At 67.9% G+C, this 21,858-nt stretch carries 17 protein-coding genes; 13 read left to right on the top strand and 4 right to left on the bottom strand.

Going from position 1 to position 21,858, the window contains the following annotated elements:
• Positions 1–59: 59 nt before the first annotated feature.
• The 8 genes from HMPREF2914_RS19700 to HMPREF2914_RS19665 all read left to right on the top strand — a co-directional run bounded on the left by HMPREF2914_RS19700 (position 60) and on the right by HMPREF2914_RS19665 (position 8,102).
• Positions 60–1,184 carry a branched-chain amino acid ABC transporter substrate-binding protein gene (locus tag HMPREF2914_RS19700; protein WP_023092678.1) on the top strand — a complete coding sequence of 375 codons (1,125 nt, stop codon included), beginning with the start codon at positions 60–62 and terminating at the stop codon, positions 1,182–1,184.
• A 234-nt stretch (positions 1,185–1,418) separates the two neighbouring features.
• Complete coding sequence (locus tag HMPREF2914_RS19695) at positions 1,419–2,333, top strand: ABC transporter permease subunit (protein WP_003095571.1); 915 nt, start codon at positions 1,419–1,421, stop codon at positions 2,331–2,333.
• Positions 2,334–2,343: 10 nt separating this feature from the next.
• Positions 2,344–3,621 carry a high-affinity branched-chain amino acid ABC transporter permease LivM gene (gene livM / locus HMPREF2914_RS19690; RefSeq protein WP_003161297.1) on the top strand — a complete coding sequence of 426 codons (1,278 nt, stop codon included), beginning with the start codon at positions 2,344–2,346 and terminating at the stop codon, positions 3,619–3,621.
• Positions 3,618–4,490 carry an ATP-binding cassette domain-containing protein gene (locus HMPREF2914_RS19685; protein ID WP_003095566.1) on the top strand — a complete coding sequence of 291 codons (873 nt, stop codon included), beginning with the start codon at positions 3,618–3,620 and terminating at the stop codon, positions 4,488–4,490. The genes livM and HMPREF2914_RS19685 overlap by 4 nt, the downstream gene beginning before the upstream one ends.
• Positions 4,487–5,203, top strand: a complete 717-nt coding sequence (locus HMPREF2914_RS19680) for an ABC transporter ATP-binding protein (RefSeq protein WP_003095563.1) — start codon at positions 4,487–4,489, stop codon at positions 5,201–5,203. The genes HMPREF2914_RS19685 and HMPREF2914_RS19680 overlap by 4 nt, the downstream gene beginning before the upstream one ends.
• A gap of 70 nt (positions 5,204–5,273) precedes the next feature.
• Positions 5,274–6,206 (top strand): bifunctional Delta(1)-pyrroline-2-carboxylate/Delta(1)-piperideine-2-carboxylate reductase, encoded by a 933-nt coding sequence (locus tag HMPREF2914_RS19675; protein WP_023092677.1) that lies wholly within the window; start codon positions 5,274–5,276, stop codon positions 6,204–6,206.
• A gap of 357 nt (positions 6,207–6,563) precedes the next feature.
• The gene (locus tag HMPREF2914_RS19670; protein ID WP_003095557.1) at positions 6,564–7,325 is read left to right on the top strand and encodes an SDR family oxidoreductase; all 762 of its coding nucleotides are present in this window, start codon (positions 6,564–6,566) and stop codon (positions 7,323–7,325) included.
• A 63-nt stretch (positions 7,326–7,388) separates the two neighbouring features.
• Entirely contained in the window at positions 7,389–8,102 is a 714-nt protein-coding gene (locus HMPREF2914_RS19665; RefSeq protein ID WP_003109450.1) for a GntR family transcriptional regulator, read from the top strand.
• Here HMPREF2914_RS19665 and HMPREF2914_RS19660 read toward each other — a convergent pair.
• Together HMPREF2914_RS19660 and HMPREF2914_RS19655 are read right to left on the bottom strand one after the other, a co-directional pair.
• On the bottom strand, positions 8,099–9,052 hold the full coding sequence (locus tag HMPREF2914_RS19660; RefSeq protein WP_003135490.1) for a PDR/VanB family oxidoreductase: 954 nt from the start codon (positions 9,050–9,052) through the stop codon (positions 8,099–8,101). The two genes, HMPREF2914_RS19665 and HMPREF2914_RS19660, sit on opposite strands and share 4 nt — an antisense overlap.
• Positions 9,053–9,066: 14 nt before the next feature.
• Positions 9,067–10,122 (bottom strand): aromatic ring-hydroxylating dioxygenase subunit alpha, encoded by a 1,056-nt coding sequence (locus HMPREF2914_RS19655; protein WP_003099966.1) that lies wholly within the window; start codon positions 10,120–10,122, stop codon positions 9,067–9,069.
• A 378-nt stretch (positions 10,123–10,500) separates the two neighbouring features.
• Here HMPREF2914_RS19655 and HMPREF2914_RS19650 point away from each other — a divergent pair, with 378 nt between their 5' ends.
• Entirely contained in the window at positions 10,501–11,835 is a 1,335-nt protein-coding gene (locus HMPREF2914_RS19650) for an MFS transporter (protein WP_023092676.1), read from the top strand.
• A gap of 14 nt (positions 11,836–11,849) precedes the next feature.
• On the opposite strand, the gene HMPREF2914_RS19645 is transcribed toward HMPREF2914_RS19650, so the two are convergent.
• Positions 11,850–12,746: a LysR family transcriptional regulator gene (locus HMPREF2914_RS19645; protein ID WP_003095545.1), complete on the bottom strand. Its 897-nt coding sequence runs from the start codon at positions 12,744–12,746 to the stop codon at positions 11,850–11,852.
• A 100-nt stretch (positions 12,747–12,846) separates the two neighbouring features.
• Here HMPREF2914_RS19645 and mdlC point away from each other — a divergent pair, with 100 nt between their 5' ends.
• The 4 genes from mdlC to HMPREF2914_RS19625 all read left to right on the top strand — a co-directional run bounded on the left by mdlC (position 12,847) and on the right by HMPREF2914_RS19625 (position 18,713).
• Positions 12,847–14,433: a benzoylformate decarboxylase gene (gene mdlC, locus HMPREF2914_RS19640; protein ID WP_003109446.1), complete on the top strand. Its 1,587-nt coding sequence runs from the start codon at positions 12,847–12,849 to the stop codon at positions 14,431–14,433.
• Between the two features lie 86 nt (positions 14,434–14,519).
• Positions 14,520–15,860, top strand: a complete 1,341-nt coding sequence (locus HMPREF2914_RS19635; RefSeq protein WP_020751175.1) for an MFS transporter — start codon at positions 14,520–14,522, stop codon at positions 15,858–15,860.
• Between the two features lie 22 nt (positions 15,861–15,882).
• Positions 15,883–17,352, top strand: coding sequence for an aldehyde dehydrogenase family protein (locus HMPREF2914_RS19630; protein WP_003141686.1), 1,470 nt, complete (start codon positions 15,883–15,885; stop codon positions 17,350–17,352).
• Between the two features lie 107 nt (positions 17,353–17,459).
• Positions 17,460–18,713 (top strand): OprD family porin, encoded by a 1,254-nt coding sequence (locus tag HMPREF2914_RS19625; protein WP_009314331.1) that lies wholly within the window; start codon positions 17,460–17,462, stop codon positions 18,711–18,713.
• 144 nt (positions 18,714–18,857) lie between these two features.
• On the opposite strand, the gene HMPREF2914_RS19620 is transcribed toward HMPREF2914_RS19625, so the two are convergent.
• A complete protein-coding gene (locus HMPREF2914_RS19620; RefSeq protein ID WP_277600516.1) occupies positions 18,858–21,794 on the bottom strand; it encodes a TonB-dependent receptor in 2,937 nt (978 codons plus the stop codon).
• Positions 21,795–21,858 lie beyond the last annotated feature (64 nt).

The raw sequence follows: 21,858 nt of genomic DNA, 5'->3' as shown, positions 1-21,858 counted from the left end.
AAACACAACAACAACATCGTAGTTACGAGCGCCAACATCATCCTCAGGAGCAACACCCCATGTCCAAGAAGCTGTTCAGAAAAGGCATCCTGGCTCTCGCGGTTTCATCCGTGATGGGTCTTTCCACGCATGCGCTGGCCGACGTCGTGATCGGCGTGGCCGGACCGCATACCGGCGCCAACGCCTCCTTCGGCGAGCAATACTGGCGCGGCGCGTCCCAGGCGGCGGAAGACATCAACGCGGCGGGTGGGATCAACGGCGAGAAGATCAAGCTGGTCAAGGCCGACGACGCCTGCGAACCGAAGCAGGCCGTGGCCGTGGCCAACCGCCTGGTGGACCAGGACAAGGCCATCGCCGTGGTCGGCCATTTCTGCTCTTCTTCGACCATCCCCGCATCCGAGGTCTACGACGAGGCCGGGATCATCGCCATCACCCCCGGTTCCACCAACCCGCAGGTCACCGAGCGCGGACTCTCCGGGATGTTCCGCATGTGCGGCCGCGACGACCAGCAGGGCGTGGTCGCCGGCGACTATATCGTCAAGGTGCTGAAGGCCAAGAAGGTCGCGGTGATCCACGACAAGGACACCTATGGCCAGGGCCTGGCGGACGCCACCAGGGCGCAACTGAACAAGCTCGGCGTGAAAGAGGTTCTCTACGAGGGCCTGACCCGCGGCGAGAAGGACTTCAACGCGCTGGTTACCAAGATCCGCGCCTCCGGTGCCGAGGTCGTCTACTTCGGCGGCCTGCATCCGGAAGCCGGTCCGCTGGTACGGCAGATGCGTGAACAGGGACTGACCGCCAGGTTCATGTCCGACGACGGCGTGGTCACCGACGAACTGGCGACCACCGCCGGCGGTCCGCAGTACGTCAAGGGCGTGCTGATGACCTTCGGCGCCGACCCGCGGCTGATCCCCGACGGCAAGGCGGTGGTGGAGAAGTTCCGTGCCGGCGGTTTCGAGCCGGAAGGCTACACCCTCTACTCCTACGCCTCGATCCAGTCCCTGGCGGCGGCCTTCAACGGCGCCGGCGCCAACGATCCGGCCAAGGCCGCCGAGTGGCTGAAGTCGCATCTGGTGCAGACCGTGATGGGCAAGAAGGAATGGGACAAGAAGGGCGACCTGAAAGTCTCCGACTACGTGGTCTACGAGTGGGACGACAAGGGCAAGTACCACCAGTTGCCCTGATCGCGCTCGACCGCCATGCGCCGGGCACAGACCCGGCGCATGGGTAAGTCCGGGAGCTGCTGAAGTGCTCGCCCGTGCTTGCCGCCGTAGTGCGGATTCACCGAAGACGTCTGCGTGTGGTCGGTCTGGAGTCCCGCGATCCGGGGCCGTTTCAGTAGCACCCGTCCGCTTTCACCGGCGAGCGCCGGCGCGCCTTACAAAGGCCGTCGCGATTCGCCCTGAAGAGACTGAAAAATGGACGGCATCTTCCTCCAGCAAATGATCAACGGGCTGACCCTCGGCTCGGTCTACGGCCTCATCGCCATCGGCTACACCATGGTCTACGGCATCATCGGCATGATCAACTTCGCCCACGGCGAGGTGTACATGATCTCCGCCTACCTGTCGGCCATCGCCCTTGCCCTGCTGGCCTTCTTCGGCCTGCAGAACTTCCCGCTGCTGATCCTCGGCACCTTGCTGTTCACCGTGCTGGTGACCTGCACCTACGGCTGGGTGATCGAGCGCATCGCCTACAAGCCGCTGCGCAACTCCACGCGCCTGGCGCCGCTGATCTCGGCGATCGGCATGTCGCTGATTCTGCAGAACTACGTGCAGGTGGCACAGGGACCGCGCCAGCAGGGGATCCCGACCCTGCTCGACGGCGCCCTGAAATTCCACGTCGGCGACGGTTTCGTCCAGCTCACCTACACCAAGCTGTTCATCCTGATCGCTTCGCTGATCGGCATGGCAGTGCTGACCTACGTGATCCGTTACACCAAGCTCGGGCGCATGTGCCGGGCGACCCAGCAGGACCGCAAGATGGCTTCGATCCTGGGGATCAACACCGACCGGGTGATCTCCTACGTGTTCGTCATCGGCGCCGCGATGGCCGCCCTTGCCGGGGTGCTGATCACCATGAACTACGGCACCTTCGACTTTTACGCCGGCTTCATCATCGGCATCAAGGCGTTCACCGCGGCGGTGCTCGGCGGCATCGGCTCGCTGCCCGGGGCGATGCTCGGCGGCCTGGTGCTGGGAGTGGCCGAGGCGCAGTTCTCGGGGATGGTCAACACCGACTACAAGGACGTGTTCGCCTTCTCGTTGCTGGTACTGATCCTGATCTTCCGTCCCCAGGGCCTGCTCGGCCGCCCGCAGATCGCCAAGGTGTAAGGGGACGACGATGAGCAACGAGACTTCCATCGATCTCAAGCAGTGCGTCGTCGATGCCGTGCTCTCCGGGTTGATCGCCCTGGTGGTGTTCGGCCCCATCGTCGGCGTGGTCCTCGACGGCTACGGCTTCAACCTGCATTACGAGCGGGTCGGCTGGATCATCGCGATCGTGATGGCCGGGCGCTTCCTGCTCAGCCTCTACCTGCAGACTCGCGGTGGGCGGGCCGTGCTGGAGCGCTTCGAGGGGGCTGGCAGCGGCGTCCACGTCCTGCCGCCGGGCTACAAGACCCGCTTGCGCTGGATCGTGCCGCTGATCCTGGTGGCCGCGGTGATCTTCCCGTTCTTCGCCAGCAAGTACCTGCTGGCGGTGGTCATCCTCGGCCTGATCTACGTGCTGCTGGGCCTGGGCCTGAACATCGTGGTCGGCCTCGCCGGGCTGCTCGACCTCGGCTACGTGGCCTTCTACGCCATTGGCGCCTATGGCCTGGCGCTGGGCTACCAGTACCTCGGCCTGGGCTTCTGGACCGTCCTGCCGCTGGCCGCGCTGACCGCCGCGGTGGCCGGGGCGATCCTCGGCTTCCCGGTGTTGCGCATGCATGGCGACTACCTGGCGATCGTCACCCTGGGCTTCGGCGAGATCATCCGCCTGGTACTGAACAACTGGCTGTCCTTCACCGGCGGGCCGAACGGCATGCCGGCGCCGGCGCCGACCTTCCTCGGCCTGGAGTTCGGCCGCCGGGCCAAGGATGGCGGGGTGCCGATCCACGAGTTCCTCGGCATCGCCTACAACCCCAACATGAAATTCCTGTTCATCTACGTGGTGCTGTTCCTGGTCGTGCTGCTGGTGCTCTACATCAAGCACCGGCTGACCCGGATGCCGGTCGGGCGCGCCTGGGAGGCGCTGCGCGAGGACGAGATCGCCTGTCGCGCGATGGGCCTCAACCATGTGCTGGTGAAACTCTCGGCGTTCATGCTCGGCGCCTCCACCGCGGGACTGGCCGGGGTGTTCTTCGCCAGCTACCAGGGCTTCGTCAACCCGTCCTCGTTCAACTTCTTCGAGTCGGCGCTGATCCTCGCCATCGTCGTGCTCGGCGGCATGGGCTCGACGGTCGGGGTGGTGATCGCCGCCTTCGTCCTCACCGTGGCGCCGGAGCTGCTGCGCAGCTTCGCCGACATCCGCGTGCTGCTGCTCGGGATACTCATGGTGGTGATGATGATCTGGCGGCCGCGCGGGCTGATCCGCATCAGCCGGGTGGGCTTCGCCCCGCGCAAGGGGGTGGCGCCATGAGCGACAAGATCCTCAGCGTCGAGCACCTGATGATGCACTTCGGCGGCATCAAGGCGCTCAACGACGTCAACCTCGACGTCGAGCGCGGTTCGATCACCGCGCTGATCGGCCCCAACGGCGCCGGCAAGACCACCGTGTTCAACTGCCTCACCGGCTTCTACAAGGCCACCGGCGGCAACATCCTGCTCAACACCCAGGGGCGCACCACGGACGTCATCCAGGTGCTCGGCGAGCCGTTCCAGCTGGACGACTTCGTCAAGCCGCCGCAACTGGGCAGTCGCCTCTACTACAAGATGTTCGGCGGCACCCACCTGGTGAACCGCGCCGGGCTGGCGCGGACGTTCCAGAACATCCGCCTGTTCAAGGACATGTCGGTGGTGGAGAACCTGCTGGTGGCGCAGCACATGTTCGTCAACCGCAACCTGCTCGCCGGCATCCTCAACACTCCCGGCTATCGCCGCGCCGAGAGCGAGGCGCTGGACCACGCGTTCTACTGGCTGGAGGTGGTCGACCTGGTGGACTGCGCCAACCGCCTGGCCGGCGAGATGTCCTACGGCCAGCAGCGGCGCCTGGAGATCGCCCGGGCCATGTGCACGCGGCCGGAACTCATCTGCCTGGACGAACCGGCCGCCGGCCTCAACCCGGCCGAGACCCACGCCCTGAGCAACATCGTCCGCTACCTGCGCGACCACCACGGGATCACCGTACTGCTGATCGAGCATGACATGGGCATGGTGATGAACATCTCCGACCACATCATCGTGCTCGACCACGGCGACGTGATCGCCCGTGGCAACCCCGAACAGATCCGCCATGACGAGAAGGTGATCGCCGCCTATCTCGGTGCCGACGAAGAGGAGCTGTCATGAGCGCGGCGTTGCTGGAATTCCGTGAGGTGGACGTGTTCTACGGGCCGATCCAGGCGCTGAAGAAGGTCTCGCTGCAGGTCAACGAGGGCGAGACGGTGAGCCTGATCGGTGCCAACGGCGCGGGCAAGTCGACGCTGTTGATGTCGATCTTCGGCCAGCCGCGCGCGGCGGCCGGGCAGATCCTCTATCGCGGCCAGGACATCCGCCAGAAGTCGGCGCACTACGTGGCGTCCAACGGCATCGCGCAGTCGCCGGAAGGACGCCGGGTGTTCCCCGACATGAGCGTCGAGGAAAACCTGCTGATGGGTACCATTCCCATCGGCATGGACCACGCCGAGGAGGACATGCAGCGCATGTTCGAGCTGTTCCCGCGCCTGAAGGAGCGGCGCAACCAGCGCGCCATGACCATGTCCGGCGGCGAGCAGCAGATGCTCGCCATCGCCCGCGCGCTGATGAGCCGGCCGAAGCTGCTGTTGCTCGACGAGCCCTCCCTGGGCCTGGCGCCGATCGTGGTCAAGCAGATCTTCCAGACCCTGCGCGAGCTGGCCAGGAGCGGCATGACCATCTTCCTCGTCGAGCAGAACGCCAACCATGCGCTGAAGCTCTCCGACCGCGCCTACGTGATGGTCACCGGGGAAATCCGCATGAGCGGCAGCGGCGAAGAACTGCTCGGCAACCAGGAGGTGCGCAACGCCTATCTCGGCGGACATTGAGCGCGCCCCGCCTCGGCGCTCTGGCCGCCGGGGCGGGCGCTGTCCTGCAGCGACGGAGGAAACTCGACTTATGCACAGCCTGCGCTTTTTCAGCAACGCCGAGGTCGCCGAGCGCCTGTCTTATCCACAACTGATCGAGGCGTTGCGCATCGGCCTGGCCAAGCCTTGCAGTGCGCCGCTGCGCAGCTGCCATGCCTTGCCGGGGCAGGCCTCGTTGCTACAGATGCCGGTGTGGCAGGCCGGCGAGGGGATCGGCGTGAAACTGGTGACGGTGTTCCCCGGCAACGGCGCGCGTGGCCTGCCGGCGGTGGCCGCGGTGTTCGCCCTGTTCGACGGCGAAGACGGTCGCCCGCTGGCGTTGCTGGAGGCTTCGGAGCTGACCGCCCGGCGTACCGCCTGCAGCTCGGCGCTGGCCGCCGACTACCTGGCGCGGGACGATGCGCGGCGCCTGCTGGTGGTCGGCTGCGGAACCCTGGCTGCGCACATGGTGCGGGCCCACGCCTGCGTGCGCGACTATCGCCACATCGACATTTGGGGCCGCGATCCGGCCAAGGCCGCCGCGCTGGCCGCCCGGCTGCGCGAGGAGGGCTACCCGGCGCGAGCGGCCGACGGGTTGCGCGCGGCGGTGGAGGCGGCCGATTGCGTCAGTTGCGTTACCACCTCCCGCGAAGCGCTGGTGCGCGGCGCATGGCTGAAGCCGGGCGTCCATCTCGACCTGGTCGGCGCCTTCCTGCCGTCCATGCGCGAGACTGACGCCCTGGCGGTGGCGCGCGCGCGGGTCGTGGTGGATACCCGCGCAGGCGCGCTGGAAGAGGCCGGCGACCTGTTGCAGGCGATCGCCGAAGGCGCCATCGGGCGCGAGGCGATATCCACCGAACTGCGCGACTTGCTGGGCGGGGCAGGGCGGCGCGGCGATCCCGGGGAAATCACCCTGTTCAAGTCGGTGGGTTATGCGCTGGAGGACCTGGTCGCCGCGCGCCGCGTTGTGGATAACGCCGCCTGAGGTTGTTCAGGATTTCTGTGCGGGGGCTTGTGGATAAGGTGGGTAAGAACCGCCAAGCCCCTGAATTGGCGAGGGTTAGGCGTGGCTGGTCAGAAAATGATCAGTGCTCGCGCCGGGGCACTTATCCCCAGCGCGTGGTCATGCCGCTGCCACAGTTGTTCAGGAAAACTGTGCGACGCCCTGTGGACAAGTTGGTGGCTGTTCGCTGCGGCCCAAGCACGGTGCGGGCTCCGCGAGGTTGGTCGTTTCTTGAGCAGGCGCCTCGGCAAACTCGTGCGCAACTGTATGGCCAACCGGGCACGGCGAGGCTCTAGAATCCCCGGACATCGTTTTTCCGCCCCGTACGAGGAGATGCCCATGTCGTCCACCCTGTTCATCACCGGCGCCACCTCAGGCTTCGGCGAAGCCTGCGCCCGTCGTTTCGCCGAGGCCGGCTGGTCGCTGGTGCTCACCGGCCGTCGCGAGGAGCGTCTGCAGGCCCTGGCCGGCGAGCTTTCGGCGAAGACCCGGGTGCTGCCGCTGACCCTGGACGTGCGCGACCGCGCGGCGATGAGCGCGGCCGTGGACAACCTGCCGGAAGAGTTCGCCACCCTGCGCGGCCTGATCAACAACGCCGGCCTGGCGCTGGGCACCGACCCGGCGCAGTCCTGCGACCTGGACGACTGGGACACCATGGTCGACACCAACATCAAGGGCCTGCTCTACAGCACGCGCCTGCTGCTGCCGCGGCTGATCGCCCACGGCGCCGGGGCGAGCATCGTCAACCTGGGTTCGGTGGCCGGCAAGTGGCCCTATCCGGGTAGCCATGTCTACGGCGGCACCAAGGCCTTCGTCGAGCAATTCTCCCTGAACCTGCGTTGCGACCTGCAGGGCACCGGGGTGCGCGTGACCAACCTCGAGCCGGGGCTGTGCGAGAGCGAGTTCTCCCTGGTCCGCTTCGGCGGCGACCAGGCGCGCTACGACAAGACCTACGCCGGGGCCCATCCGATCCAGCCGGAAGACATCGCCGAGACCATCTTCTGGATCATGAACCAGCCCGCCCACCTGAACATCAACAGCCTCGAGATCATGCCGGTGAGCCAGTCCTGGGCCGGCTTCGCCATCCACCGCGAAAGCTGACCGGCGGAGGCGGCCGGGGCGCGCTATGATGCCCCGGTCGTCCCGATCGAATAAGCGAATTCCATGAGCAAACCGGGCCAACGCGTGCTGGCCGAGCTGCGCAAGCTGATCGCTTCCGGCGAACTCGCCGCCGGCGAGCGCATCGTCGAGATTCCCACCGCCGAACGCCTGCAGGTCTCGCGCATGCCGGTGCGCATCGCTCTGCGTACCCTCGAGCAGGAAGGCCTGCTGTGCAAGACCGGGCGCGGCTACAGGGTGCGCGCAGTGACCCGCGAGGATATCGCCGGCGCGGTCGAGGTGCGCGGCGTGCTGGAAGGCCTGGCGGCGCGCCAGGCGGCCGAGCGCGGGCTGTCCGCCGAGGCACGGGCGACCCTGGAGGAATGCCTGGCCGAGGGCGACCGGTTGTTCGCCAACGGCCAGGTCCTGCTGGAGGAGCTGGAGCGCTACCAGCGCATGAACATGCGCTTCCACCGCACCATCATCGAGGCCAGTGGCAACCCGGCGATCGCCGTGGCGCTGGCGCGCAACGACCACCTGCCGTTCGCCTCGGTGAGCGCCCTGGCGGTGGATCGCGACAATCTCGAGCAGGAATTCCGCCGTTTCAACTTCGCCCACATGCAGCACCACGCGGTGGTCGACGCGCTGGTCAACGGCCAGGGCGCGCGCGCCGAGGCGATCATGCGCGAGCACGCCAACGCGACCTTGCGCTACGCCGACTACTTCGATCCGGCGCGGAAGGGCGTCACCGTGCTTCACGGCGACGTCGCCGCCGACTAGAGATCCAGCACCAGCCGTGGGCTGCGCGAACGCGAACAGCAGGGCGTGAAGCAATCGTTGGCGGCCTGCTCCTCTTCGCTGAGGTAGAGGTCGCGATGCTCCGGCTCGCCGTCCAGCACGCGGGTCAGGCAGGTGCCGCAGATGCCCTGCTCGCAGGAGGCCGGCAGGTCCACCCCGGCTTCGCGCAGGGCCGCCAGCACGGTCTGCCCGGCGGCGACCCGGATCAGCGCCCCGTTGCTCGCCAACTGCACTTCGAAGGTGCCGTCCGCATTGGCGTCCCGTGGCGCGGCGGCGAAGTGCTCGCGATGCAAGCGGCTTGCTTCCCAGCCCAGTTCACGGGCGCTTTCTTCGATCCACTGCATGAAGCCCGCCGGCCCGCAAAGGTATAGCTGGGCGTCGCGCGGACTGGCCGCCAGCAGGGCGCGAAGGTCCGCGCGGCGGCTGCTGTCGCCGTGGTCGAAGTGGCAGTGCACGCGGTCGGCGAAGGCGCACCGGTCAAGATAGTCGACGAAGGCCGCGCGCTCGGCGGAATGCGCGCAGTAGTGCAACTGGAAGTCGGCGCCATCGCGGGCCAGGCGTTCGGCCATCGCCAGCAGCGGCGTAATGCCGATGCCGCCGGCGAACAGCAGGCGCGGACCGGGCTCCGGCGACAGCGGGAAGAGATTGCGCGGCTCGCCGATGCGCAGCCGCTGGCCGACCCGCAGTTCGGCGTGCAGCGTGGCCGAGCCGCCGCGCGAGTCGCGGCAGCGCAGTACGGCGATACGGTAGTGGCGCGGCCGTTCGGCGGGGCCGCAGAGGGAGTACTGGCGGACCAGGCCGTTGGGCAGGTGCAGGTCGATGTGCGCGCCCGGCTCGAAGGACGGCAGTGCCGCCCCGTCGGCCCGGAACAGTTCGAAGCTGTGGATATCCTGCGCCTCCAGGCGGATGGCGCCGACGATGACCTCGATCATGGCGAAGGCTCCCGTCAGGCCTGGGCGCGGTTGGGGGCGGCGGCCTGGCGCTCGTCCGCCAGCAGGCGCTCGATGATGCGCCGGGCCTGCACGCCGCCGGCGTCGATGTTCAGTTTCAGCAGGTCGCGCCGTGGATGGCGCAGCAGGTTGCGCTGTTGGCTTTCGAGCATTTCCAGGTCTTCGCCGAAGATCTTTCCCTGGCCTTCGCGAATGCTCTCGGTAAGCGCCTGGTCGTGGGCCTGGAAGTTGCGCGCCATGCCCCAGAAGTACCAGATGGAAGTGGCGCTCTCCGGGGTGATGAAGTCGACCACGATGCTCGCCGCCTTGCGCTCCGCCGGCGCCTGGTAGCCGCCGTGGCCGGCGTGGGCCACGCCGACCTCGATCAGCACGTGGCTGGGCGGCGTGAAGCGGCAGATCTGCCAGCGGTCCACCGCCACGTCGTCGGCCAGGCCGTTGCCGCGCAGGGCCATGCGCCAGAACGGCGGGGCCATGACATTCTGCATGTGGCGGCTGGTGATCACCTCGTCGCCTTCCACCCGCGTGGTCGGCGCGGCCTCGTCGATTTCCTTCTGGCCGATGCTGGACGCATGGACATAGGTCTCGTGGGTCAGGTCCATCAGGTTATCGATCATCAGGCGATAGTCGCAGTGGATGTGGTACAGCCCGCCGCCATAGGCCCAATCGGGGCTTTCCGCCCATTCCAGGCGGGGTATCAGCGCGGCGTCGGCCTGTTCTTCCGCGCCCGGCCAGACCCAGACGAAGCCGTGCCGCTCCTGCACCGGGAAGCGACGGATGCAGGGGAAGCCGCGGACCCGCTGGCCGGGCATCGCGCGGGTGCGACCGTCCTCGCCCATCGCCAGGCCGTGGTAGCCGCAGACCAGCACGCCGTCCTCGACGAAGCCCAGCGACAGCGGCGCGCCACGGTGCGGGCAGAAATCCTCGAGGGCCGCCACGCGGCCGTCCTCGCCTCGGTAGAAAACCATCGGCTCGTCGCAGATGCGTCGGCCGAGCGGCTTGCCGGCCAGTTCGTCGGGGGTGCAGGCCACGTACCAGGCGTTCTTCGGAAACATCGTCGGATCCTCTCGTTGTTTTTGTAATTGGATCCAATGATTCGCGAGGCAACTTTTCCAAGTCAACCGCTTCTGTACAAAAAATAATCCGTTCGATAGTCGCACATAAAAAACTTCAGGAATAAATCGCTCAATTATCTCGTTCCAGAGCCTTTCTAGGATTTCGCTGACAGTGGGATATCCGCTGGCCTTCCGTTTTCTTGTCGCACAAATGGATCCAATAGGATTGCGGCATCGACGCAACGGTGCCAGGGTGCCTGCGCTTGCCGTGCCTACAACAACAAGAAAAAGGGTCTTCCCGATGATGGATTCCTGCATTCCCGCGCCTCGCTCCCGCCTGCCGTCGCTTCTTTCCTGTCCGCTCGGGGAGGGCCGCCCATGAACCGGGACTTGCGCCGCGCTCTCGACGACGAACCGATGCGGCCGTTCCAGTGGCTGGCGGTGGCTGTGTGCATCGTGCTCAACCTGATCGATGGCTTCGACGTGCTGGTGATGGCCTTCACCGCATCCTCGGTGGCCGCCGAATGGAACCTGGGCGGCGCCGAGATCGGCCTGCTGCTCAGCGCCGGCCTTTTCGGCATGGCCGCCGGCTCGCTGTTCATCGCGCCCTGGGCCGACCGCTGGGGGCGCCGCCCGCTGATCCTCGCCTGCCTGGCGCTGTCGGGCCTGGGCATGCTCGCCTCGGCGCTGAGCCAGGCGGCCTGGCAACTGGCGTTGCTGCGCGGGCTGACCGGACTGGGTATCGGCGGCATCCTCGCCAGCAGCAACGTGATCGCCAGCGAGTACGCCTCGCGCCGCTGGCGCGGCCTGGCGGTAAGCCTGCAGTCCACCGGCTACGCGCTCGGCGCGACCCTTGGCGGACTGCTCGCGGTATGGCTGATCGGCGCCTGGGGCTGGCGCTCGGTGTTCGTCTTCGGCGCTGGCCTGACCCTGGCGGTGATCCCGCTGGTCTGCCTGTGCCTGCCGGAGTCGCTGGACTTCCTCCTGGCGCGCCGGCCGCCGCGGGCGTTGCAACGGGTCAACGCGCTGGCCCGGCGCCTGGGCCGCGCGGCGCTCGCGGAACTGCCGAGCCCGCCCGGTGGCGGAGCGGAGCACGGTAGCCGCCTCGCCCGGTTGCTTTGCGTTGCCCAGCGACGTACCACGCTGCTGCTCTGGGCGCTGTTTTTCCTGGTGATGTTCGGCTTCTACTTCATCATGAGCTGGACGCCGAAGCTGCTGGTCGCCGCCGGCCTGTCCACCGCCCAGGGCATCACCGGCGGCACCCTGCTGAGCATCGGCGGGATCTTCGGTGCCGCCTTGCTCGGCGGGCTTGCCGCGCGCTTTCGCCTGGAACGGGTGCTGGCGCTGTTCATGCTGCTTACCGCCGCTCTGCTCGCGCTGTTCTCGCTGAGCGCCGGGCTGCCCGGCGCGGCCTTGCCGCTGGGACTGCTGATCGGGCTTTGCGCCAACGCCTGCGTGGCCGGCCTGTATGCCCTGGCGCCGAGCCTCTACGACGCTTCGGTGCGCGCCACCGGGGTCGGCTGGGGGATCGGCGTCGGTCGCGGCGGGGCGATCCTCTCGCCGCTGGTGGCCGGGCTCCTGCTCGACGACGGCTGGCAGCCGCTGTCCTTCTATGGGGCGTTCGCGGCGGTGTTCGTCGCCGCGGCCGCCGTGTTGCCGCTGCTCGGTGCGCGGCGTCGCGAGCGCTCGCCGACGCTGGGAGACGCTGCGTGAGGGCCGCCGGCGTTTCAGCGTTGGGCGGCGATGATCGCCTCGGCGATGGTGGTGCGGAACCAGTTCAGCGCCGCCGAGCGTTCGCTGCTCTCGTGCCAGTGCAGGGAGACGTCGAACGGCGGCAGGGTGAAGGGCAGTTCGAGCATGCGCATGCCGCCTTCGGCGACGAAGCGATAGGCGATCTGCGCCGGCAGGATGGTCAGCAGCTCGGTACCGGGAATGATCTTTGGCAGCACCGAGAAGTGCGGCACCCGCAGGCTGATGCGGCGCTGCACCTGCATGGCCTCGAGCACGTCCTCGGCGATGCCGTGGCCGGAGGTACGGGTCACCACGATGTGCCGCTCGGCCAGGTACTGCTCCAGGCTCAGGCTGTCGCCGATCCGCGGGTGGCGGTCGCTGAGCAGGCACACGTAGCGCTCGTGCAGGACCCGCTGGCTGCGCGCGCCGGGCACCGGCTGGCGGCAGATCGCCGCGTCGACCTTGGCGCTGCTCAGCCAGGCGCCGACCTCGTCCACCTGCAGCGGCAGCACTTCCACTTCGGCGAACGGCGCGTCGCGGGTCAGGCGTTCGAGGATCAGCGAGAGGAAACCCACTTCGCCGAGATCGGTGAGGGCGATGCGGAAACGTCGCTCGGTGGTCGCCGGATCGAAGTGGCGAACGCTCTGTACCGCGCCCTCGATGCGCGTCAGCGACTCGCGGAAGGTGCCGTAGAGCTGCTCGGCGACGAAGGTCGGCTGGATGCCGTCGCGGGTGCGGGTGAACAACGCGTCGTCGAACAGTTCGCGCAGGCGCGCCAGGGCGTAGCTCACCGATGGCTGGGTGACGAACAGGCGCTCCGCGGCGAGGGTCACGCTGCCCGCTTCGTAGAGGGTGACGAAGGTGCGGATCAGGTTGAGATCGATCGGACTCATATAGACCAGTTCTATTTTTTATAGAAAGAGTATCGATTTGATTGATTATCGAGCGGCTGCAACAGTAGCGCAAATCCAGGAAACGAGCTTGAAGGCCTGCATGAAAACCGTCCATTCCGCGTCTTACGAGATCCTCCGTCGCCACGGCCTGACCACCGTCTTCGGCAACCCCGGCTCCAACGAGCTGCCGTTCCTCAAGGACTTCCCCGAGGATTTCCGCTACATCCTCGGCCTGCACGAGGGCGCGGTGGTCGGCATGGCCGATGGCTTCGCCCTGGCCAGCGGCCGCCCGGCCTTCGTCAACCTGCATGCGGCGGCGGGCACCGGCAACGGCATGGGCGCGCTGACCAACGCCTGGTACTCCCATAGCCCCCTGGTCATCACCGCCGGGCAGCAGGTGCGCTCGATGATCGGGGTCGAGGCGATGCTCGCCAACGTCGATGCCGGACAACTGCCCAAGCCGCTGGTGAAATGGAGCCACGAGCCGGCCTGCGCCCAGGATGTGCCGCGCGCGTTGAGCCAGGCGATCCAGACCGCCAGCCTGCCGCCGCGGGCGCCGGTGTACCTGTCGATTCCCTACGACGACTGGGCGCAACCGGCGCCGGCCGGTGTCGAACACCTGGCCGCGCGCCAGGTCAGCGGCGCCGCGCTGCCCGCGCCGGCATTGCTGGCCGAACTCGGCGAGCGCCTGTCGCGCTCGCGCAACCCGGTGCTGGTGCTCGGTCCGGACGTCGACGGGGCGAATGCCAACGGCCTGGCCGTGCAACTGGCGGAGAAGCTGCGGATGCCGGCCTGGGTCGCGCCGTCGGCCTCGCGCTGTCCGTTCCCCACCCGCCATGCCTGCTTCCGCGGCGTGCTGCCGGCGGCCATCGCCGGGATCAGCCGGCTGCTGGACGGCCACGACCTGATCCTGGTGGTCGGCGCGCCGGTGTTCCGCTATCACCAGTTCGCCCCCGGCGATTACCTGCCGGCCGGCGCCGAGCTGGTGCAGGTCACCTGCGATCCCGGCGAAGCAGCACGGGCGCCGATGGGCGACGCGTTGGTCGGCGACATCGCGCTGACCCTCGAGGCACTGCTCGAACAGGTCCGCCCCAGTGCGCGGCCGTTGCCCGAGGCGCTGCCGCGACCGCCGGCGCTGGCCGAGGAGGGCGGACCGCTGCGGCCGGAAACCGTGTTCGACGTGATCGATGCGCTGGCGCCGCGCGACGCCATCTTCGTCAAGGAGTCGACTTCCACCGTGACCGCCTTCTGGCAGCGCGTGGAGATGCGCGAGCCGGGCAGCTACTTCTTCCCGGCCGCCGGCGGACTCGGCTTCGGCCTGCCGGCGGCGGTCGGCGCGCAACTGGCGCAGCCGCGGCGGCAGGTGATCGGGATCATCGGCGACGGCTCGGCCAACTATGGCATCACCGCACTCTGGAGCGCCGCGCAATACCGTGTGCCGGCGGTGTTCATCATCCTCAAGAACGGTACCTACGGCGCCCTGCGCTGGTTCGCCGGGGTGCTCGAGGTGCCCGATGCGCCGGGGCTCGACGTGCCCGGCCTGGACTTCTGCGCGATCGCCCGCGGCTATGGCGTCGAGGCGCTCCACGCGGCCACCCGCGAAGAGCTAGAAAGCGCCTTGAAGCATGCCCTGGCCGCTGATCGCCCGGTTTTGATCGAGGTGCCGACGCAAACCATCGAACCCTGATGTTCCACGGCGCCGCCCCATGCCAGAGTGGGCGGTGCCGACCGACGCCCGCGTGCGCCCATAACAAGAACAAGAGAGAGGTTGGTATGAACAGGCAATCCGCTGCGGCGGTGATCGACGCTGCCCGCTTTAACCGTACTCACTGGCTGATCCTCGGCTGGGGGTGTTTCATCATGCTGTTCGACGGCTACGACATGGTCATCTACGGCTCGGTGGTGCCACGCCTGATGCAGGAGTGGCAGCTGAGCCCGGTGCAGGCCGGCACCCTCGGCAGTTGCGCGCTGTTCGGCATGCTCTTCGGCGGCACCCTGCTGGCGCCGCTGGCGGACCGCTTCGGCCGGCGCCGCCTGGTGATCGCCACCACCCTGCTGGCGAGCCTCGCCGCCTTCCTCACCGGCCATGCCCGCGACCCGCTGGAACTGGGCGCCGGACGCTTTTTCACCGGCCTGGCGCTGGGCGCGCTGGTGCCCAGCGCGATCAACCTGATCAGCGAATTCGCTCCGGCCGGGCGGCGCAGCACCCTGGTCACGGTGATGTCGGCCTTCTACTCGGTGGGCGCGGTGCTCTCGGCGCTACTGGCGATCGCCATGATCCCCGCCTGGGGCTGGCAATCGGTGTTCTACGTGGCGGTGCTGCCGGTACTGGCGGTGCCGCTGATGTTGCGCTGGTTGCCGGAGTCGGCGGCGTTCCTCGAACTCAAGGGCCGCCGCGCCGAACTGGACGCGCTGCTGCGCAAGGTCGATCCCGACTACCGGCCCGGCGCCGAGCGGGCGAACGCTGTCGCGGCCGAAGCGCCGAGCGGACGGGTCGCCCAGTTGTTCGAGGGGCGCCAGGCACTGGGCACCCTGTTGCTGTGGGTGGCCTTCGCCATGTGCATGCTGATGAGCTACGGGCTCAACACCTGGTTGCCGAAGCTGATGGCCGGCGGCGGCTACGCCCTCGGTTCGAGCCTGGCGTTCCTCGTCACCCTGAATGTCGGGGCGACCCTCGGTGCGTTGTTCGGCGGCTGGCTGGCCGACCGCCTCGGCGCCGGCCGCACCCTGGTGCTGTTCTTCGCCCTGGCCGCGGCCTCCCTGGCGGCCCTCGGCCTGGGGCCAGGCCCCTGGCTGCTCAACGGCCTGCTGGTGGTGGCCGGCGCCACCACCATCGGCACCCTGGCGGTGATCCATGCCTACGCCGCGCAGTTCTACCCGGCCTGGGTGCGCTCCACCGGGGTCGGCTGGGCCGCCGGTGTCGGCCGCCTCGGCGCCATCGCCGGGCCGATGCTCGGCGGCAGCCTGCTGGCCCTGGAGCTGCCGTTCCAGCAGAACTTCCTGGCCTTCGCCGCGCCTGGCGTGATCGGCGCGCTGGCGATCGCCTGCATCCACCTGCGGCCGCGCGTGCCGGCGGAAGCGTCCGTCGACGCGACGGCGAAGAAACCCCTGTGATTTTCGAAAGAGGAGAAGAGCGATGAGCGATTCCCGTTATACCGACCTCGGTCTCCAGCCCCTGGCCGGCGAGTGGCGCCACGGCCGGGCCGGCCGCCGGCTGAAGGTGAGCAATCCGTTCGACGGCAGCCTGCTGCTGGAGATCGAGCAGGCCGACCGCGACGACCTCGATGCCGCCTACGCCAAGGCCGCCGAGGTCCAGCCGGCATGGGCCGCGCTTGGCCCCTCGGCACGCGCGGCGGTGCTGTACAAGGCGGTGGAGGTGTTCGACCGCCGCCACGAGGAGATCGTCGACTGGCTCATCCGCGAGTCCGGCAGCACCCGCCTGAAGGCCGAGATCGAATGGGGCGCGGCGCGCGCGATCACCCTGGAGTCGGCGTCGTTCCCGGCACGGGTGCACGGGCGCATCGTCGAGTCCGACGTGCCGGGCAAGGAAAGCCGGGTCTACCGCAGCGCCATCGGTGTGGTCGGGGTGATCAGCCCGTGGAACTTCCCGCTGCACCTGACCCAGCGTTCCATCGCCCCGGCCCTGGCGCTGGGCAACGCGGTGGTGGTCAAGCCGGCCAGCGACACGCCGGTCTGCGGCGGACTGCTGCTGGCGCGGATCTTCGAAGAGGCCGGGCTGCCGGCCGGGCTGTTCAGCGTGGTGGTCGGCCCCGGCAGCGAGATCGGCGACGCCTTCGTCGAACACCCGGTGCCGGGCCTGGTGACCTTCACCGGATCGACCCCGGTGGGCCGCAACATCGGCCGCATCGCCAGCGGCGGCGCGCACCTCAAGCACGTGGCGCTGGAGCTGGGCGGCAACAGTCCGTTCGTGGTGCTCGGCGACGCCGACCTGGAGCAGGCGGTGAATGCCGCGGTGTTCGGCAAGTTCCTCCACCAGGGGCAGATCTGCATGGCGATCAACCGCATCATCGTCGAGGACAGCCTCTACGACGCCTTCGCCGCGCGCTTCGTCGAGCGGGTCAAGGGTCTCCGCGTCGGCGATCCGCAGCGCGCCGATACCGCGGTCGGGCCGATCGTCAACGCGCGCCAGCTCGAAGGCCTGCTGGAAAAGATCCGCCTGGCCCGCCAGGAAGGCGCCAAGCCGCTGTACGAGGGCGGCGTCGATGGGCAGTTGCTGGCTCCGCACGTATTCGGCGAGGTCAGCGCGACGATGGAGATCGCCCGCGATGAAATCTTCGGCCCGCTGGTCGGCCTGCTCCGCGCGCGCGACGAGGCGCATGCGCTGGAGTTGGCCAACGCCAGCGAATACGGGCTGTCCAGCGCGGTGTTCAGCCGCGACCTGGAACGCGCGGTGCGCTTTGCCCGCCAGCTTCGCGCGGGGATGACCCACGTCAACGACATTCCGGTGAACGACGAGGCCAACGCGCCGTTCGGCGGCGAGAAGAACTCCGGACTTGGCCGCTTCAACGGCGACTGGGCCATCGAGGAATTCACCACCGACCACTGGATCAGCGTGCAGCACGCGCCGCGCCAGTACCCGTTCTGACCCTGGCGGCGGGGCCCGCGCCCCGCCGCTGACCCGACCGTCGTCGCCAGGTGGCCCGCAGAGGCTGCCGGGGCCCGGTCGTCCCTGAAAAACGGAGCACAATAACAATGAAAATCCGTCGTAAAACCGCAGTCCCGCGCAATGCAGGGGCGGTCCTGCCGATGCTCGCCTGTCTTGCCGCGCAAGCTGCCGAGGGCGGCTTCCTGGAGGATGCGAAGACCGACCTGGTCCTGCGCAACTATTACTTCAACCGCGATTTCCGCGACCACGATGCCGGCAAGAGCCTGGTGGACGAGTGGGCGCAGGGCTTCATCCTCAAGTTCAGTTCCGGCTATACCCCGGGCACGGTCGGCGTCGGCCTCGACGCCATCGGCCTGTTCGGCGTGAAGCTGAACAGCGGACGTGGCACCAGCAATTCCGAGCTTCTTCCGTTGCACGACGACGGTCGCGCGGCGGACGACTATGGGCGTGTCGGCGTGGCCGCCAAGCTGCGCGTTTCGGCCAGCGAATTGAAGATCGGCGAGATGCTCCCGGACATTCCGCTGTTGCGCTACGACGACGGACGCCTGCTGCCGCAGACGTTCCGCGGCTTCGCCGTGGTTTCCCGCGAGCTGCCGGGCCTGGCCCTGCAGGCCGGACGCTTCGACGCGGTGAGCCTGCGCAATTCGGCGGACATGCAGGACCTGTCGGCCTGGAGCGCGCCGACGCAGAAATCGGACGGTTTCAACTACGCCGGCGCCGAGTACCGCTTCAACCGCGAGCGCACCCAACTGGGCCTGTGGCACGGGCAACTGGAGGACGTCTACCGGCAGAGCTACGCCAACCTGCTGCACAAGCAGCGTGTCGGCGACTGGACCCTGGGCGCCAACCTCGGCCTGTTCGTCGATCGCGACGACGGCGCCGCGCGCGCCGGCGAGATCGACAGCCATACCGTCTACGGCCTGTTTTCCGCCGGCATCGGCCTGCATACCTTCTACCTTGGCCTGCAGAAGGTCGGCGGCGACAGCGGCTGGCAGTCGGTCTACGGCAGCAGTGGGCGGAGCATGGGCAACGACATGTTCAACGGCAACTTCACCAACGCCGACGAACGCTCCTGGCAGGTTCGCTACGACTACGATTTCGTCGGCCTCGGCTGGCCCGGCCTGATCGGCATGGTCCGCTACGGCCATGGCTCGAACGCCACCACCAAGGCCGGTAGCGGCGGCAAGGAATGGGAGCGCGATGTCGAACTCGGCTACACCGTGCAGAGTGGTCCGCTGGCGCGGCTCAACGTGCGCCTCAACCACGCCAGCAACCGACGCAGCTTCAACAGCGACTTCGACCAGACGCGGCTGGTGGTGAGTTATCCGTTGTCGTGGTGACGGACGCTGTCTCGCCGCTCCTCCGGACAGCTCCGGAGGGACGGGGAGCGGGAGGCCCGGTGCTTCGGCGGATAACCGCTGGGCGGTTATCCGCCCTACCGGAGCGGCGCTCCGCCGACAACGCCTGGAGGGGGAGAGGGCGGCTCAGAACTTCGCCTGCATCCCCACCCGCAGGGTACGCCCGGGCGCGGGCATGAAACTCTGTGCCAGCGGGTCGAGGTAATAGCGGTCGGTGAGGTTCTGCAGCGAGGCATTCAGTTCGGTGTGCTCGAACAGCTTGTACTTGAGGAACAGGTCGAACAGCTGCACCGAGCGGTACTCGATCTGCGGTGTGGTGGCGCCGACCTGCCAGGGCTTGTCCGCCGTGGCGGTGGGGCCGGAGGTATAGGTCATGCGTCCGCCCAGGGTCAGGGCCTGGTCGAAGAAGCGCAGGCCGGCGGTCAGGTTGGTCGCCAGCCGCGGCGGGTTCTGCGTGTTGGTATAGGAGCCCATGAAGCTGCCCGGTGTGCAGTTCGGCGTGTTCTCGGTGCGCTGGTAGCGGTTGGCGCCGGCGCGCAGCCTGGCGGCGAAGGCGGCGTCGCAGGTCTCGGTCTTCAGGTAGTAGGTCGCCGACAGGTCGGCGAACACCCGCCCTGCGTCGTAGTGCGATTGCAGTTCGAGACCGCTGGTGCGGTAGCTGTCGGTGTTGCTGAAGGTCATCAGGCCCATCTGGCCCGGATCGTAATAGCGGGTGATGTAGTTCTTGATGGTGTTGTTGAAGTAGGCCAGCTTGATCGCCGCCGAGTCGCCGTCGGCCAACAGGCTGTCGCGCAGCGCGCTGGCACCGATCTCCCAGCTGCGCGAACGCTCGGGCTTGAGGTCCTTGCCCGGCTCGACCTGGAGAGTGCCCTGGCTGGTCTCGAACAGCGACGGCAGGCGCAGGCCTTCGGTGTAGGAGGCGTAGACGAAGGTATCCGGGGCCAGCTCGAAATTGATCCCGAATGCCGGCGAGAAACCGCCGCCGCGGCTGCTGCCCTTCTTGCTGTAGTTGTAGCCGGTGACCACGTTGGTGACCCGCGAGGGATGGACCGTCACGTTGGCCGGGCCGAACTCGTCGAAGGGAATGCCTTCGAACGGATTATTGGTGTTGTTGGTGACGATGCCGTTGTTGAGGCGCGGATCGGTGGCGTCGGTGTACTGGCCGTTCTGGTCGGGGAACCACATCATCGAGCCGTAGTAGCCGGGCCTGCTCACCGTGATGAAGCGCATGTCGCGATCCTCGCGCCGCGGCGAGGCGGAGATGCCGTTGTCCTTGCTGTTGAAGTGGCTGTAGCGGCCGCCGCCCCATAGCGTCAGGCGCTCGACCGGCTTGAACTCGAGCTTGCCGTTGAGGCCGTATTCCTGGCGGGTGGCGTCCCTCAGGGTGCGGTTGGCGTTGATGTCGTGGAGGGTGGTGACCACGCTTTTCTGCGGCTGGATGTCTTCGACCTGGAACGAGCCGCCGAGGTCGAGCTTGAAATCGCCGAAGTCGGTTTCGAAGCGCGCCACGTTGTTCAGGTCGCCGCCGATGCGCCGGTTGTCCTGGCGCGTCCAGTTGCGGTCGGAGCGATAGGCCTGGGAGCGCGGTGCCAGCACCGAGGTCAGCATGTCGCTCTTCGCCTCGGTCATCCACAGGCCGGTACTGAGGTCCACCAGCGGATTGTTCTCGGGCAGGTAACGGTAGCGTGCGGTGTAGGTGTCGATCTTCACTTCGCTCAATGGGTACTGGTAGATGCCGGCGGTGCCGAAACGGAAGATGTCCGACGGCATGATCTCCCCGGTGCGCCCGTCGTAGCGACGATAGCCGAGGTCCAGGGTGTGCTCGTCGGCGATGCGCCAGGTCGCCTTGAGCAGGTAGGACTCGGTCTCCGACGACGAGTTGAGCACTTCCTCTCCTGCGTTGTAGACCTTGGCTACGCTGCTTTCCTCGCGACCGTAGCGGTTGTAGACGCGATAGCGGTCCTGGCCTTTCTTGCCGGAAAAGTAGTTGCCCTGATTGCGCTGCGCATAGGCGGCGACCAGGTCCAGATGCTCGTTGCGGTAGGCGAAGGCGGCGCTGCCGGACTTGGCCTGGGAGCCGAACAGGCTGCCGCGGTCATCGTGCGGCACGCTGCTGAGATTCTCGGTCTTCGAACTGGCGCTGCGGTGCTGCGGGGCGACGCCGTTGTTCCAGACGTTGCCGGTGAAGCGCACGCCGAGGTCCTTGCCGTCGACCAGGATGTCCTTGACGCCGATGGTGCGCATTTCCACGCTGCCGCCGATCGCGCCCGAGCGGGTCGAGGGACCCTTGTCGACGGTCACGCTGCTGACCAGGTCGGGATCGATGTAGCTGCGCTGCTGGGTGCCGGCGTAGCCGCGGTAGACGTCCAGCGCCTGCTCCGCGCCGTCGACCCGCACCGCCACCCGGCTCTGCCCCTGGATGCCGCGGATGTTGACGTCCAGCGCGCCACCGTTGCGGCTGTCGCCGACCTGTACGCCCGGGATGCCCTGGAGCAGGTCACCCACGGAAACCCGGCCGAAGCGGTCGATGTCTTCGCTGGAGAGGTACACCGACGAGCGCGGCGCGGTATAGGTTTCCTTCTGCGGATCGGCCAGCTCGGCGGCCGAGACCACCACCGGCGACAGGTCGGCCGGGGCTTCTCCGGACATGCGCGGCTCGACCAGCAGGTAGGCGCCGGAGGTTCCCGCCGCGACCTGCAGGCCGGTGTTCGACAGCACTCGCTGCAAGCCTTCCAGTACGCTGTAGCGGCCCTTGAGCGCCGGCGCGGTGCGGCCGCGGGTCAGCGCGGGGTCGAAGGACAGCAGCAGGCCCGACTGGCTGGCGAAGGCGCCCAGGGAGGCGCCCAGCGAACCCGCCGGGATGTCGTAGCTGCGCGGCGTGGCGTCGTCCAGGCGGGTAGCCGCGCTGTGCTGGCCGACGCTCTGCGCGTGGGCCAGGCCGCCGCCGAGCAGGCCGGCGCCGACCGCCGACAGGCCGAGCAGGGCGCAGCGCAGGGCAAGGGTGAGCGGGGAGAGGCGCGACAAGGGACGCGCCAGGCTGGGGATAGGGCGTTGTAGGGACATGACTTCTTCGCTCGCAGGGTTGGCGCCCGTCATTGCGGGCTCTCATTCCCTCTGTCGCACGAGA

The organism is Pseudomonas sp. HMSC067G02, from assembly GCF_001813485.1.
Classification (GTDB): domain Bacteria; phylum Pseudomonadota; class Gammaproteobacteria; order Pseudomonadales; family Pseudomonadaceae; genus Pseudomonas; species Pseudomonas aeruginosa.
Note: the sequence above shows the minus strand (reverse complement) of the source record. Positions and strands in the feature narration are given on the sequence as shown.

Excerpts from the sequence above, each read along its gene's own strand:
- HMPREF2914_RS19680 (WP_003095563.1), top strand. The coding sequence starts at position 4,487 with ATGAGCGCGGCGTTGCTGGAATTCCGTGAGGTGGACGTGTTCTACGGG.
- HMPREF2914_RS19695 (WP_003095571.1), top strand. The coding sequence starts at position 1,419 with ATGGACGGCATCTTCCTCCAGCAAATGATCAACGGGCTGACCCTCGGC.
- HMPREF2914_RS19635 (WP_020751175.1), top strand. The coding sequence starts at position 14,520 with ATGAACAGGCAATCCGCTGCGGCGGTGATCGACGCTGCCCGCTTTAAC.
- HMPREF2914_RS19675 (WP_023092677.1), top strand. The coding sequence starts at position 5,274 with ATGCACAGCCTGCGCTTTTTCAGCAACGCCGAGGTCGCCGAGCGCCTG.
- HMPREF2914_RS19670 (WP_003095557.1), top strand. The coding sequence starts at position 6,564 with ATGTCGTCCACCCTGTTCATCACCGGCGCCACCTCAGGCTTCGGCGAA.
- HMPREF2914_RS19620 (WP_277600516.1), bottom strand. The coding sequence starts at position 21,794 with ATGTCCCTACAACGCCCTATCCCCAGCCTGGCGCGTCCCTTGTCGCGC.
- HMPREF2914_RS19630 (WP_003141686.1), top strand. The coding sequence starts at position 15,883 with ATGAGCGATTCCCGTTATACCGACCTCGGTCTCCAGCCCCTGGCCGGC.
- HMPREF2914_RS19700 (WP_023092678.1), top strand. The coding sequence starts at position 60 with ATGTCCAAGAAGCTGTTCAGAAAAGGCATCCTGGCTCTCGCGGTTTCA.
- HMPREF2914_RS19665 (WP_003109450.1), top strand. The coding sequence starts at position 7,389 with ATGAGCAAACCGGGCCAACGCGTGCTGGCCGAGCTGCGCAAGCTGATC.
- HMPREF2914_RS19685 (WP_003095566.1), top strand. The coding sequence starts at position 3,618 with ATGAGCGACAAGATCCTCAGCGTCGAGCACCTGATGATGCACTTCGGC.
- HMPREF2914_RS19645 (WP_003095545.1), bottom strand. The coding sequence starts at position 12,746 with ATGAGTCCGATCGATCTCAACCTGATCCGCACCTTCGTCACCCTCTAC.
- HMPREF2914_RS19655 (WP_003099966.1), bottom strand. The coding sequence starts at position 10,122 with ATGTTTCCGAAGAACGCCTGGTACGTGGCCTGCACCCCCGACGAACTG.
- HMPREF2914_RS19660 (WP_003135490.1), bottom strand. The coding sequence starts at position 9,052 with ATGATCGAGGTCATCGTCGGCGCCATCCGCCTGGAGGCGCAGGATATC.
- HMPREF2914_RS19650 (WP_023092676.1), top strand. The coding sequence starts at position 10,501 with ATGAACCGGGACTTGCGCCGCGCTCTCGACGACGAACCGATGCGGCCG.
- livM (WP_003161297.1), top strand. The coding sequence starts at position 2,344 with ATGAGCAACGAGACTTCCATCGATCTCAAGCAGTGCGTCGTCGATGCC.
- HMPREF2914_RS19625 (WP_009314331.1), top strand. The coding sequence starts at position 17,460 with ATGAAAATCCGTCGTAAAACCGCAGTCCCGCGCAATGCAGGGGCGGTC.
- mdlC (WP_003109446.1), top strand. The coding sequence starts at position 12,847 with ATGAAAACCGTCCATTCCGCGTCTTACGAGATCCTCCGTCGCCACGGC.